Source organism: Gordonia sp. SL306, from assembly GCF_026625785.1.
Lineage (GTDB): Bacteria > Actinomycetota > Actinomycetes > Mycobacteriales > Mycobacteriaceae > Gordonia.
This window is the reverse complement of the sequence record NZ_CP113063.1, coordinates 1488497-1501102: the sequence shown is the minus strand read 5'-3', so window position 1 is coordinate 1501102 and position 12606 is coordinate 1488497. Positions and strand designations below refer to the sequence as shown.

The following is a 12606-nucleotide window of genomic DNA, read 5'->3' as shown; positions in this document are numbered from 1 at the left end:
TCTGGAGCAACGGCTACGCGATGCCGTGCATCGTGATCTTGATCTGTACGGACCGCATCGCCTCGAACGTCACCTCATCTGAATCGACGCCGACGTCCTCCCACTCCAGACCCACCCCCAGAGTGTCACTGGCAAAGCAGATTTCCGCCGCGGCAAGTGCACGCCGCCAGTCCTGCGGGCTCAGTCCCCGACCTTCCACAATCGCGTCTGCCAGAGCGCCCTTGGATGAGCGGAAGTCCTCGGCGTCATCGAAGCCGATGGCTATTGCCAACGGATCCGACATTCTCCCCGGACCGCCCCATTCGATCAGACCGTGGAAGAGGAAATCTCGCTCGGCGCTCGTCAGGTCGAGAATGATCAACTCGTCACTGTTCACGGCACCCGCCTTCATGGTCATCCCAGCACATCCGCGATATTCCGGCTGATGATACCGGGTAGGGCGCCAGGGGCCGCCTTTAGTTGTCCCAGCCAGTAGTCGAGATGATCGTCCGGCTTGAACATCGTCTTGATCTGGCCCGAATGGGTAGCCGATAAGAAAGTGTTGGTACCCGAGTTATACAGCAACACATCGCCATTGGGACGGGTAAGCCGGAATGTTCCGGGAGGCGGATTCTTCAGGAAACCGTTTGCTGCGGCCGCATACTGCTCGGGGGAGGTGATGCCGCGGAACTCATGACCATGGTTTTCATAGTGCGTGAGCGCGTTGGCTCGGGAATCGCCGAGTTTTCCGTTCGACCAATTCGACTTCCAGTTCGCAGGAGGTTCCGGATAGTTTCGCTGACTCGGCGGGCTTGGCGCCTTCCTGCGGGGCGGTGCCGGTTGCCGATGCTCCCGCGATTGGTCAGGGGCGGGGTTCAGGCCGGACGGCGGTGTGAAGGTCGGCGGCTCGGTCGAATCCTCTGCGCCGCACTGACGTGCTTCTTCGCGGAGGGCATAGGCTTGTCGCTGTCCCTGCGCGCCTTCGGTTTGGAGCGCGTACTCCTCATTGAGAAGTTGTTGCCGCGAGGCATTCCACGCGGCCACCGCCGCAGAATTCCGTCGGTCAACCGAATCACGTTGTGCATTCAGCTGAGCCACCTTCGCGTTGTGTATCCCGACGCGTTGGCGATAACCCTGTGCCTCAGCGTTGAGGGATTGCACCCGTGCATCCAGCGTGCCGCAACTCGGCGCGGCCGCAGCGATCGAACTGACGAATCCACTCGGGATTGCCAGGCCACAAGCCAATACAAGTGACACAAGTATGGCGCGGAAAAGTCTCACCGGATCTCCCGACAGTTGATCGGGCGCCATGCAAGCGGCAACCCGAGAAGTCCAGAACATTGCAGAAGAAATCTAACGGCTGTACTGGCATGAATGACAGACTTGTCGATCGCGGAAATGACTGCTCACTGTGGCGCCGGCGTTCTGGCGACCATCAGCGGGCCGACGACTCCGAACGCGCTCCTCGGTCTACCCTGTTCGGCTGCGGTGCAGCCGATCTGGACTGCAGCAGGCAGGCGGCGCTGCCGAGTGCCAGTCCGATGAGGGTGAACGCGGACAGATCCTCCCCGAGCCCGATCCACGCCATCACACTGGCGGCGGCCGGGATCACTGCGAACAAGATCGACGCTGCGCGGGCACCGGACCGTCTGATGCAGGCCGCGTAGAGCGTCGTCGCGCCGACCGAGCTGAGCACCACCATCACGGCGAGCAGGCCGAGCGCGCGCGGCCAGTTGTCACAGTGAACCGGCGTCAGGAGCGTGGCGACGCCGGCGAACGGGGTGGAGGCGGTCAGGCCGATGGCGGTCACCATCCACGGATCCATCTGTGTGCAGTGACGTCCTTGATAGATCCCGCCGACGGACAACCCGAGCATCGCGACGACGACGGCGAGCACACCCGCGCCCATGCTGTGGTCCGCGAGGAGTCGTGGCGCGCACGCGAACACGACAGCGCCGGCGCCGAGGGCCAGCGAGATCAACCCGGCGCGTGTCTCGCGATGGCCCATCAACAGGGACATCAACGCTGCGGTGACCACCGGGTTCAGCGAGATGATCAGCGACCCCAGGCCGGACGGCACGCCATGGGCCAAGGCCCAGTACAGGCCGAGGAACTGCACTCCCTGGGTCAGCACTCCCGCGACCACGGCATGTCCGATCAGTCGTCGGGACGGCAGTCGGAGACCTCGGACGAGGACGATCACCCACAGCAACAGAGCCGAGGCGGCGAACCGGAGAAGGATGACGAGAAAGGGTGACATGACGGCGACGGTGGCCGAACCGAGGGGATATCCGACCCCGTAGAGCAGCACCGTCGGGACTGCGAGCCGCATCTGCAACGTGCGTTGTTCCATGTCCGCAACGGTGACGAGTGGGCGATGCGCCTCTCAAGACCGTTCACGAAACGTGAACGGTTGGGAGGGCATACTGGGTGGGGTGCCGACCCTCGACATCGCCCCGCTGCGCAGCTTCGACGCCGTCGTCGCGTTCTCGGGTGTCCGCCGGGCCGCGCAGGCGCTGCACCTCTCGCAGTCGGCGGTCACCGGGCACATCCGCAAGCTCGAACGCGAACTCGGATGTCCACTCGTCGTCCGGGAGGGACGGGGGATCGCGCTGACGAGCGACGGTGAAGAACTCGCCGGCCGGGCGCGGACGATCCTCCAGCAGCACGACGACGCCGTGCGCGAACTGCTCCCGCCGGCCGACGACGAACTCCTGGTGGCGGCCACCGAGCACGCAGCGGAGTTCCTGGTGCCGAACGTGGTCGCGATGCTCAACGAACTGTTGCCGAATCACCATGTGCGGCTGCGTCTCACGCGCAGCGCACGAGTCCGTGATCTGGTCGAAGAGGATCGTGCCGATGTCGCGCTGATGCTCACCAGCGCGGCCCGTGACAGTCGCATGGTGGCCCACCTGCCGCTCGAGTGGTACGGGACCGTCGGTGCCCCTACCGATCGGCTCGTCCTCTTCTCGCCACCGTGCGCGGTGCGTCACCAGGCGATCGCGGCATTGCGCGGCCGGGACTTCACCATCGTCCGCGAATGCTCCGACCTGACCACCGTGGTGGGCACCGCCCGCCGAGGGCTCGGCGTCACACCACTGCCACGCTTCGGTGCGCCGCCCGACGGACTGCGCCGGGTTGGCGAGCTACCGCACGTTCCCGACGTCCCGTTGTACATGTCGATCGGGCCGCGGATTCCGGAGCGGATACGGACGGCGCTGCTCGGCGAGGTCCGGCGGCGAATCGGTGAGGCCGGCGCAGCGCCGATGGGTGCTAACGTGGACATCTGTCCAGATAGCTGTCCATAGGTGGGAGTGGTGATGGGTATGGGGTCTGTCCCGAGTCGAGCGGCCCGGCTCGCGCATGCACGACAGCATGCGGAGCTGTGGAACGCCGGAAAGAAGGACGATTGGGTGGCGTCGTGGCGCACCATCATGCCGGCGCAGGTGCGCATGTTCGATCCGGTCGGGACCGAGGAGAAACACGGCTTCGAGGTGGCGACTGTCGAGGCCTGGGACATGTTTCAGCACATCTTGCGGATCACCATGCTGACCGTGCAGGTCAACGGAAACGAGATGGCCTGGGTCTGTGAGAATCGCTTCGGCACAGAGCCGGACATCATGTCCGCATACAGCATCGAGACCTTCGCCTGGGATGACGCAGGCAATCTGCTGATCAAGACGTACTACCCGATGCCGGAAGAAATCGGCGCTGACGACGATCCATACGCGCACCTTCTGGCCTGACCCGGATTTGTAGCAGCAATCCGCGCCAGGCGCGGATTGCTGCTACCGAATCGGTGAGAGGTTGACGGCCCGCCTCGTCGAACACTGAGGCGGACCGTCGGGGTGGGTGGTTCTCTAACGCCGCGGTGGGACGAACGGCGAGTTGATGGTGTTGAAGTACTGGATGGCTGCTCCGATGACGGAACCGCCGCCTCCGAGGATCAGGCCAGCAATTGAACCCACCGATGCACCCAGGACCGCGCCTGGGAAACATCCGACTGCGAATGCTGGCAGGCCCCCTGCGCAGCCGACAATTCCACCTAGCACCGCACCAATTGTGATGCCGACGAGAGACGAGATTGTCAGACCGGCCGAAGCCATCTGATTGAACCGCGCCAAGGCCTGATCGTCTCGTTCCTGCTTGGTCCGCGGAGCGTCAACCTGACTCGCTGCGATGGTTCGCAGGCCCTCCACCTCCACCGGATTAACCGGCGTCGACCGCGCAACATTTCGAGACGGTATCAGCGTCGCGGTATTTCCGACGGTCCTCGCATCGATGGGGAATTGCTGATATTCCTTGCGATATGCCAGCGGCATCCGGAACTTTTCGGCGCCGGCGGAATTGCGAATGACGAGTGCACCGGAATTGGTGCTGATCGAACCGTTGTGCACGGTGAGGCTGAACGAGCCAGCTCCGACCGCGACGTCGTAGGTGGTTGGCGCAGGTTTCGCCGGTGCCGCCTGTACCGATCCGGCGAAGGCCGTAATCAATGCGGTTGCAAGGGAAATCGTTGCCAAGGTGGTGAGATGGAGGCGCGTGTGTCGCCGGGAAGCGTCGGTGCGCCGGGCTGTGAACATAGGGAATGTCTTTCGCGTGATCGGCTCCGTCGACACGAGCCTGGGGAAATTGTCGGCACTGGTGAATTTCGTTCGCAGAACAAAGGATCAGGCCCCCTTTAATCGCTTTTTCTGCGGACAGTTCACCTTCACAAATTCGCGGTCATCTCAGGAGAAAAATGTGTCGCGTGTGAAGATATGTTGCCATTCGTGATCTGAGTGTGATCAGCGACACACCGTTCTCTCGCGGGATGTCGTACGAACGTCCTACAGCGTTACGCGGCGGTCACGGAGGTCCGGAGAGGAGCGCGACCGCGCGGTCGCCGACGCAGTCCGTTCCCGGCATGACAAGCTAGAGGCGTGCAGTCCCCAAGTCTCAGCGGCACAGACCCGTACGGCGACGACATCGAAGCGGTCCTCATCACCGAGGAGCAGATCCGGCAACGCACCACGGAGCTGGCCGAGTCGGTGGCCGCGCGGTACGCCGACATCGACGAGGACCTGGTCCTGATCGGCGTGCTCAAGGGCGCGATCATGTTCATGACCGACTTCGCGCGGGCGCTGCCCATCCCGTCGCAGATGGAGTTCATGGCGGTGTCGAGTTATGGCTCGGCCACCTCGTCGTCCGGTGTGGTGCGGATCCTCAAGGACCTCGACCGCGACATCGCCGGCCGCGACGTCCTGATCGTCGAGGACATCATCGACTCCGGTCTCACGCTCTCGTGGCTGATGAAGAACCTGGCCACCCGGAATCCGAAGTCGCTCGAGGTGTGCACCCTGCTGCGCAAACCGGAAGCGGTGCGTTCCCCGGTCGACGTGGCCGACGTCGGGTTCGACATCGCCAACGAGTTCGTCGTCGGGTACGGGCTGGATTACGCCGAGCGCTACCGCGATCTCTCCTACATCGGCCGGCTGCGGCCGTCGGTGTACCAGAACTGACGTCCTACCAGGGACGAGGTGCCACCGGTGTGGCACGGAACGGTTTTCCCTGGCTGTTCGTTGACCGGTAGCCTCTAATACGGACAGCCCTACAGAAGACACCTGAGGCTGTCCACGACGTCGACCGGGAAGGACAGTGGGAAGGCGCGGGCTGGACACAAGCCGAGCCCCACCACCACCAACAGGCATGAACCGAAAGTCAGTCTTCCGCAACCTCGCCATCGTGGCGCTCATCGTGCTCGCCCTGTGGGGCTGGAGCGTGATGCGTGACTCGGGTCGTGAGTACAAGTCTGTGGACACCTCGGTCGCGTTGACCCAGCTCAACGTCAAGAACACCGACCGGATCGACATCGACGACCGCGAACAGACCCTGCGGATCGAATTGAAGAATCCGATCAAGGTCGACGGCGACGACGTCACCAAGATCAGTGCCAAGTACCCGGCGTCGGCCGGTGAGCAGGTCTTCGACTCGGTCACCACCACGGGTGCGCCCTATCAGACCAACGTCAGTCAGCAGTCGGCGCTGTGGCAGATCCTCATCTTCATCCTTCCGATGATCCTGCTGTTCGGCCTGTTCTTCTTCGTGATGAACCGCATGCAGGGCGGCGGCAAGGGCGGGGTCATGGGCTTCGGCAAGTCCAAGGCCAAGCAGCTCACCAAGGACATGCCGAAGACCACCTTCTCCGACGTCGCCGGTGCCGACGAGGCCGTCGAAGAGCTCTACGAGATCAAGGACTTCCTGCAGAACCCGGCGCGCTACCAGGCGCTGGGCGCCAAGATCCCCAAGGGCGTGCTGCTCTACGGTCCGCCCGGTACCGGTAAGACCCTGCTCGCGCGGGCCGTCGCCGGTGAGGCCGGTGTGCCGTTCTTCACCATCTCCGGCTCGGACTTCGTCGAGATGTTCGTCGGTGTCGGTGCGTCCCGGGTGCGCGATCTGTTCGAGCAGGCCAAGAACAACAGCCCCTGCATCATCTTCGTCGACGAGATCGACGCGGTCGGCCGCCAGCGCGGTGCAGGCCTCGGCGGCGGTCACGACGAGCGCGAGCAGACCCTCAACCAGTTGCTCGTGGAGATGGACGGCTTCGGTGAGCGCAGCGGCGTCATCCTGATCGCGGCGACCAACCGTCCCGACATCCTTGACCCGGCGCTGCTACGTCCCGGTCGATTCGACCGCCAGATCCCGGTCGGCAACCCCGACATCGCGGGTCGTCGCGCCATCCTCAAGGTGCACGCGCAGGGCAAGCCGATCGATTCCGATGCCGATCTCGACGGTCTGGCCAAGCGCACGCCGGGCATGTCCGGTGCCGATCTGGCCAACGTTGTCAACGAGGCCGCCTTGCTCGCGGCCCGCGAGAACAAGAACACCATCACCGCCGAGATGCTCGAAGAAGCCGTGGACCGAGTGATCGGCGGACCGCGCCGCAAGAGCCGGATCATCAGCGAACAAGAGAAGAAGACCGTCGCGTACCACGAGGGCGGGCACACCCTCGCTGCGTGGGCGATGCCCGACCTCGACCCGATCTACAAGGTCACCATCCTTGCCCGCGGGCGGACCGGCGGTCACGCGCTCGCGGTGCCGGAACAGGACAAGGACCTGATGACGCGGTCGGAGATGATCGCGCGTCTGGTGATGGCCATGGGTGGCCGGGCGGCCGAGGAACTGGTGTTCCACGAGCCGACCACGGGCGCGTCGTCGGACATCGACCAGGCCACCAAGATCGCGCGCGCGATGGTCACCGAGTACGGCATGAGTGCCAAGCTGGGCGCGGTCCACTACGGACAGGAACAGGGTGACCCCTTCCTGGGGCGTTCGATGGGCAACCAGGCCACGTACTCGGCCGAGATCGCCAGCGAGATCGACGAGGAGGTGCGCCGGCTGATCGAGGCCGCGCACACCGAGGCGTGGGCGATCCTCGCGGAGTACCGCGACACCCTCGACGTGCTGGCGACCGAACTCCTCGAGCGGGAGACGTTGACCCGCAAGGATCTCGAGAAGATCTTCTCCGGTGTCGAGAAGCGTCCGCGGATCACCACGTTCAACGAGTTCGGTGACCGTACGCCGAGTGACAAGCCGCCGGTCAAGACACCGGGCGAACTCGCGATCGAGCGGGGCGAGCCATGGCCGCCCGAGCCGGTCACCCCGGAGCCGGTGCCGGAACCGGTCGGCGCCGGGAGCGGAGCGAGCGGGCCGCATTCCGGCGGCGCCGGCACCGGTGCGGGACAGCCGGGTTCGGGGTACCCGAATCCGACTCCGGGACAGGCATATCCGCCCGCCTACCCGCCGCAGTCGGCGCCCGGTCCGCAGCAGTACGGCGGCGGAGGCTATCCGGGCCAGCAGAGCGGCCACCCGGGTCAGCAGGGCTATCCGGGTCAGCCGACCCACGGCACGCGACCCGACTACGGCGCTCCGCGCGACTGGTCGGCGCCGGGGTGGCCCCCGCAGGACTCCGCCCCCTCGCCTGGCGGTCCCAACGGATCGGGCACCAACGGTGGCGGGTCGAATGGCAACGGAACGAATGGTTCCGGCCGCCACGGACATCCCGAGAACCCCGGCGGTTGATCAGGGCGCCGGCCAACCGGTCGGCTGCCCGCACACACGTTCGTAGAACGGATCAGATGAACGATGACGGTCAGTGAACATCAGGACGCCCGCGTGAACGATCGCAATGGTGTGGACGGCGCCGGGAGCGGAGCGAGCGGGCCGAATGCCGACGGCGCCCGGAGCGGGCCGAATTCTGACGCAGCCGGAGGCGAGCTCACGACACCCGAGGGCAGGCACTTCGATCAGGAGCGCGCCGAGGCCGCGATCCGCGAGCTGCTGATCGCGGTCGGCGAGGACCCGACCCGAGAGGGGCTGCAGCGCACGCCGAAACGCGTGGCCAACGCCTATCGGGAGATGTTCGCCGGGCTCTACACCGATCCCAGCGAGGTGCTGGGCACCATGTTCGACGAGGACCACGACGAGCTCGTCCTGGTCAAGGACATCCCGCTGTACTCGACGTGCGAGCACCATCTCGTGTCGTTCCACGGAGTGGCCCACGTCGGCTACATCCCGGGTGTCTCCGGCCAGGTCACCGGGCTGTCGAAACTCGCGCGACTGGTGGATCTGTACGCCAAACGCCCGCAGGTGCAGGAGCGGCTGACCAGTCAGGTCGCCGACGCGATCGTGCGGCGCCTGGATCCGCGCGGGGTGATCGTCATCATCGAGGCCGAGCATCTGTGCATGGCCATGCGCGGCATCCGCAAGCCGGGCGCCACCACCACCACCTCCGCGGTGCGCGGCTTGTTCAAGACGAGTGCGGTCTCCCGCGGTGAGGCCCTCGACCTGATCTCGCGGACCTGAGCGCGGTTCGCCGACCGATGCCGTCAGAACAACGGGACTGCGTGCTCGCGCCGGCCGACCGCACGCTCGTGATGGGCGTCATCAACGTGACGGCCGATTCGTTCTCCGACGGTGGTCGTTACCTCGACCACGACGCGGCCATCGCGCACGGGCACGAACTGATCGCACAGGGTGCCGATCTGATCGACATCGGTGGTGAATCGACTCGGCCGGGAGCGAGCCGGGTGGATCCCGCCGACGAGGCGAAGCGGGTTGCGCCGGTGATCGCGGGACTCGCCGGCGCGGGCGTGCCCATCTCGGTCGACACGATGCGCGCACCGGTCGCAGCAGCGGCCATCGAGGCAGGCGCCGCGGTGATCAACGACGTCTCCGGCGGGCGCGCCGACGCCGACATGGCCCGTGTGGTCGCGGATGCGGGCCTGCCCTGGATTCTGATGCACTGGCGGCCGATCGACCGCGACAACCGCGACGGTGCGTTCACACACGGCATCGGAGACGTCGGCGGATACCGCGACGTGGTGGCCGAGGTGTCCGGTGAACTGCTGGCACAGGTCGACAGCGCGGTGTCGGCGGGGGTCGATCCCAATCGCATCGTGCTCGACCCTGGCCTCGGTTTTGCCAAGACCGCCGAACACAACTGGGCGCTGTTGCACGCACTGCCCACGTTTGTCGGTCTCGGATTCCCGGTTCTCGTCGGGGCTTCGCGCAAACGGTTTCTGGGTACGTTGCTCGCCCGCGACGGCGAGTTGCGTCCACCTGCGGGCCGGGAGATCGCGACCGCGTCGATCTCGGCGCTGGCCGCGATGGACGGGGCCTGGGCAGTGCGGGTGCACGATGTGGAGAAGAGTCGCGATGCGGTCGCCGTGGCGAGTGCGTGGCGCCGCGGGGGCAGCCGTGGAACGGGCCTCCCGCGCCGCGACACCGAGACCCACGAGGCCGATGCCCGGGGCATCGACGTCCAGGGAGCTGACGACACAGGAGTGGTGAGCCACTGATGGCCGATCGGATCGAACTGCGGGGACTCGTCGTCCGCGGCAATCACGGTGTCTTCGAGCATGAGCGACGTGACGGCCAGGAGTTCATCCTCGACATCACGCTCTGGCTCGACCTCGCGGTCGCCGCGGCCTCCGACGACCTCGACGACACGGTCGACTACGGTGCGCTCGCGCAGAAGGCCCACGACATCGTCGCGGGCGAACCGCGCAATCTCATCGAAGCGGTCGGCGGCGAGGTCGCCGAATCGATCATGGACGACGAGCGGATCGCGGCGTGCGAGGTGACCGTCCACAAGCCGTCCGCGCCGATCCCGCTGCAGTTCGGCGACGTCGCGGTGGTGACGCGACGCTCCCGGAAAGGCATGTCCCGATGACCGCGACGCGGGCCGTGCTGTCGGCCGGCTCCAACATCGGTGACCGGCTCGGTCACCTGAACTCGGTCGTCGAGCGGTTCGCCGACGACCTCGTCGCCGTGTCGCCGGTCTACTCGACGCCACCGTGGGGTGGGGTCGAGCAGGAGGACTTCTACAACATCACGTTCATCGTCGAGGGTCCGCGGGGTCCGTACGAGTGGCTGGCGATCGGCGCAGAACTCGAGGAGGCCGCCGACCGCACGCGTGAGGTCCGGTGGGGTCCGCGGACGCTCGACGTCGACGTGATCACGGTGAGCGAGGGCGTCGACGTGGTGCGCAGCGACGATCCGCGGCTGCTGCTCCCGCATCCCCGGGCTGCTGAACGGGCCTTTGTGCTCATCCCGTGGCTCGTGATCGAACCGGACGCCACCCTGTGGACGCCCGAGGGCACGCAGGCCGTGGCGACCCTGGTCGATCGGATCGATCCGTCGGAGTGCGCCGGGGTGGTGCCGGTGGCGCAGCTGTCGGTCACGAGGCGCCGATGACCGAGCCACGACGGCCGTCGCGCCGCGATCAGGACGAAGAGCCGGGGCTCGGGCCGACTCGGCTGCGCGATCTGACGGTGATCGCCGTCATCGTCGCGGTGACGGCTTTCGTCCTGGTGCGCTACAACTACGGCAGCCTGCCGCCGATGCCGCTGCTCGCCGGGATCGTGCTCTACGTCCTGGCCGCCCTCGAGGTGCTGATCGCCTTCATCGTCCGTGCCCGGGTGGCGTCGCGGGATGTCGGGCGGGCGCGGGGACAGTTGCACCCGATCACCGCTGCCCGCGTCCTGGCGCTGGCGAAGGCGTCGGCCATCCTGGGCGCGATCGCAGTGGGCGTCTGGACGGGTCTGCTGATCTTCCTCGCCACCCGACATGACCTGGCGGCGGCCGATCACGACCTGCCCGGCTCGATCGTCGGGGTCGTCGGCGGCGTGGTGCTGGTGGCTGCTGCGCTGTGGCTCGAGTATTGCTGCCGCGCACCGGATGATCCGACCGACGACCCGGTCGGGGGCCATCCGGGGCCCGCCTGACCGGCGCCCCCGGGAGATGGTGAATCGGTGACTCTCCGCCCTGGTTCGCCGACATCGATGCTGTCAGGCGGTATGTTCACGAACATGACGACCTCGAACGGCCGTTCCACCGAGTCGCGGCGATCCGGTAGATCGGTGGGACAGTGGCTGCTCGGTCTGCTCATCGTGCTCGCCCTGGTCGCCAGCATTCTGATGGTCTTCACCGATCAGCTGTCCGTGTCGGGTTCCCTCGCGGTGATCGCGGCGCTCTGGGCGGCGGTGATCGGGGCGATCCTGGTCACCAAGTTCCGGCGGCAAGCGGAGACCGCGGAGTCGAAGAGCCGGGATCTGCGTCTGGTCTACGAACTCCAGCTCGAGCGCGAGATCGCCGCGCGCCGTCAGTACGAACTCGACGTCGAGACCACCATCCGCAAAGAGGTCAGCGCGGAATCCAACGAGGAACTCGCCGAGCTCAAGCAGCAGGTGCTGGCGTTGCGGTCGAGCCTGGAGATGCTGCTCGGCGAATCGCTCCCAGAGCAACGGACCGCCCTGCCGAACGAGAAACTGCGCGAGCTGGCATCCGGCATCGGCGGAGAGCGCCCGAGCACGAGTTCGACGTACGGCCAGAGGTTCGGCACCGACGACAGCGTGCTGGCGGCCCGCGACTTCGCTGCCACCGCGCCTGCGGCCGGCGCCGGCCGCCACGTGCCCGCCGACGTCGACCCCAACGAGATGACCGAGGTCATCCCCGTGATCACCGACGACGACCCGATGTCGGGCCGGATCGCGACCGAGGTGCCCGAGGACACCATCGACGAACAGGTCGAGGACGCCGTGCTGGCCGAGCCGGAGGACGTCGGCTCGCCGTCCACCGGGTCGTTCTTCACCACGTCCGCGCCGACCCCTTCGTCGCCGACGCCGACCGGGTACGTCGACGAGACGCCGACCGACGAGTGGAAGGTGGCGGCACGGTCGGGAGCTCCGGTCGACCCGGACGACGTCGCGGTCGACGCGGAGGAGACCATCGTCGCCGATGCCGCTCCCGCCGAGAGGCCCGTGACCGAGACCCCTGTGACCGAGACCCCCGTGACCGAGACCCCTGCGGCCGACGAGCCCCAGGCCGTCGGGGAGCAGGTCGTCGAGGAGGAGACGTCGGGCGAGGCAGCGTCCACCACCTCGGGCCGTCACGAGTCGTCGGGGGAGAGCAGCAGTCCCGTCTTGCAGCAGGGACGACGTCGTCGGCGTGACGATGACGACGGCGACAGCGCCCATTCGGCAGGCCTGCCCGTCTCGGAGCTGCTGAGTCAGCTGCGCCAGTCCGGCTCACCGGGCGGTGGCCGTCGCCGCCGCGAGGACTGACCGCACTCCGCCCCGCCCGTCC

General features: G+C 66.5%; 14 protein-coding genes. 10 read left to right on the top strand and 4 right to left on the bottom strand.

Translation table 11 applies throughout. The features are described from left to right. Positions 1-13: 13 nt before the first annotated feature. From OVA31_RS06785 to OVA31_RS06775, 3 genes are all read right to left on the bottom strand, one after another. Positions 14-376 carry a hypothetical protein gene (locus OVA31_RS06785; RefSeq protein WP_267630328.1) on the bottom strand — a complete coding sequence of 121 codons (363 nt, stop codon included), beginning with the start codon at positions 374-376 and terminating at the stop codon, positions 14-16. A gap of 17 nt (positions 377-393) precedes the next feature. Beyond that, the gene (locus tag OVA31_RS06780; RefSeq protein WP_267630327.1) at positions 394-1290 is read right to left on the bottom strand and encodes a hypothetical protein; all 897 of its coding nucleotides are present in this window, start codon (positions 1288-1290) and stop codon (positions 394-396) included. A gap of 124 nt (positions 1291-1414) precedes the next feature. Further along, on the bottom strand, positions 1415-2332 hold the full coding sequence (locus tag OVA31_RS06775; RefSeq protein ID WP_267630326.1) for a DMT family transporter: 918 nt from the start codon (positions 2330-2332) through the stop codon (positions 1415-1417). An 82-nt stretch (positions 2333-2414) separates the two neighbouring features. Here OVA31_RS06775 and OVA31_RS06770 point away from each other — a divergent pair, with 82 nt between their 5' ends. Together OVA31_RS06770 and OVA31_RS06765 are read left to right on the top strand one after the other, a co-directional pair. Next, the gene (locus tag OVA31_RS06770; protein WP_267630325.1) at positions 2415-3287 is read left to right on the top strand and encodes a LysR family transcriptional regulator; all 873 of its coding nucleotides are present in this window, start codon (positions 2415-2417) and stop codon (positions 3285-3287) included. A 12-nt stretch (positions 3288-3299) separates the two neighbouring features. Next, a complete protein-coding gene (locus OVA31_RS06765) occupies positions 3300-3725 on the top strand; it encodes a hypothetical protein (RefSeq protein WP_267630324.1) in 426 nt (141 codons plus the stop codon). Positions 3726-3839: 114 nt separating this feature from the next. Here OVA31_RS06765 and OVA31_RS06760 read toward each other — a convergent pair whose 3' ends face one another. Next, entirely contained in the window at positions 3840-4562 is a 723-nt protein-coding gene (locus OVA31_RS06760) for a glycine zipper family protein (protein ID WP_267630323.1), read from the bottom strand. A gap of 339 nt (positions 4563-4901) precedes the next feature. Between OVA31_RS06760 and hpt the strand changes: the two genes are divergently transcribed. From hpt to OVA31_RS06720, 8 genes are all read left to right on the top strand, one after another. Beyond that, complete coding sequence (gene hpt / locus OVA31_RS06755; RefSeq protein ID WP_267630322.1) at positions 4902-5480, top strand: hypoxanthine phosphoribosyltransferase; 579 nt, start codon at positions 4902-4904, stop codon at positions 5478-5480. Positions 5481-5667: 187 nt separating this feature from the next. Beyond that, on the top strand, positions 5668-8040 hold the full coding sequence (gene ftsH / locus OVA31_RS06750; protein ID WP_267630321.1) for an ATP-dependent zinc metalloprotease FtsH: 2373 nt from the start codon (positions 5668-5670) through the stop codon (positions 8038-8040). A 63-nt stretch (positions 8041-8103) separates the two neighbouring features. Then, complete coding sequence (folE, locus tag OVA31_RS06745) at positions 8104-8823, top strand: GTP cyclohydrolase I FolE (protein WP_420714150.1); 720 nt, start codon at positions 8104-8106, stop codon at positions 8821-8823. A gap of 71 nt (positions 8824-8894) precedes the next feature. Beyond that, the gene (folP, locus tag OVA31_RS06740; protein ID WP_267631432.1) at positions 8895-9818 is read left to right on the top strand and encodes a dihydropteroate synthase; all 924 of its coding nucleotides are present in this window, start codon (positions 8895-8897) and stop codon (positions 9816-9818) included. After that, entirely contained in the window at positions 9818-10192 is a 375-nt protein-coding gene (folB, locus tag OVA31_RS06735) for a dihydroneopterin aldolase (RefSeq protein ID WP_267630319.1), read from the top strand. Before folP ends, folB begins: the two co-directional genes overlap by 1 nt. Further along, the gene (folK, locus tag OVA31_RS06730; protein WP_267630318.1) at positions 10189-10716 is read left to right on the top strand and encodes a 2-amino-4-hydroxy-6-hydroxymethyldihydropteridine diphosphokinase; all 528 of its coding nucleotides are present in this window, start codon (positions 10189-10191) and stop codon (positions 10714-10716) included. The genes folB and folK overlap by 4 nt, the downstream gene beginning before the upstream one ends. Further along, a complete protein-coding gene (locus tag OVA31_RS06725) occupies positions 10713-11246 on the top strand; it encodes a DUF3180 domain-containing protein (RefSeq protein ID WP_267630317.1) in 534 nt (177 codons plus the stop codon). Before folK ends, OVA31_RS06725 begins: the two co-directional genes overlap by 4 nt. A gap of 84 nt (positions 11247-11330) precedes the next feature. Continuing rightward, positions 11331-12584, top strand: coding sequence for a DUF6779 domain-containing protein (locus OVA31_RS06720; RefSeq protein WP_267630316.1), 1254 nt, complete (start codon positions 11331-11333; stop codon positions 12582-12584). Positions 12585-12606: the final 22 nt, after the last annotated feature.

What these genes read in the sequence shown, in the direction of transcription:
- OVA31_RS06780 (WP_267630327.1), bottom strand. Translation starts at nt 1,290, where the DNA reads ATGGCGCCCGATCAACTGTCGGGAGATCCGGTGAGACTTTTCCGCGCC.
- OVA31_RS06775 (WP_267630326.1), bottom strand. Translation starts at nt 2,332, where the DNA reads ATGGAACAACGCACGTTGCAGATGCGGCTCGCAGTCCCGACGGTGCTG.
- OVA31_RS06765 (WP_267630324.1), top strand. Translation starts at nt 3,300, where the DNA reads ATGGGTATGGGGTCTGTCCCGAGTCGAGCGGCCCGGCTCGCGCATGCA.
- OVA31_RS06760 (WP_267630323.1), bottom strand. Translation starts at nt 4,562, where the DNA reads ATGTTCACAGCCCGGCGCACCGACGCTTCCCGGCGACACACGCGCCTC.
- ftsH (WP_267630321.1), top strand. Translation starts at nt 5,668, where the DNA reads ATGAACCGAAAGTCAGTCTTCCGCAACCTCGCCATCGTGGCGCTCATC.
- folE (WP_420714150.1), top strand. Translation starts at nt 8,104, where the DNA reads ATGACGGTCAGTGAACATCAGGACGCCCGCGTGAACGATCGCAATGGT.
- folP (WP_267631432.1), top strand. Translation starts at nt 8,895, where the DNA reads ATGGGCGTCATCAACGTGACGGCCGATTCGTTCTCCGACGGTGGTCGT.
- folB (WP_267630319.1), top strand. Translation starts at nt 9,818, where the DNA reads ATGGCCGATCGGATCGAACTGCGGGGACTCGTCGTCCGCGGCAATCAC.
- folK (WP_267630318.1), top strand. Translation starts at nt 10,189, where the DNA reads ATGACCGCGACGCGGGCCGTGCTGTCGGCCGGCTCCAACATCGGTGAC.
- OVA31_RS06725 (WP_267630317.1), top strand. Translation starts at nt 10,713, where the DNA reads ATGACCGAGCCACGACGGCCGTCGCGCCGCGATCAGGACGAAGAGCCG.
- OVA31_RS06720 (WP_267630316.1), top strand. Translation starts at nt 11,331, where the DNA reads ATGACGACCTCGAACGGCCGTTCCACCGAGTCGCGGCGATCCGGTAGA.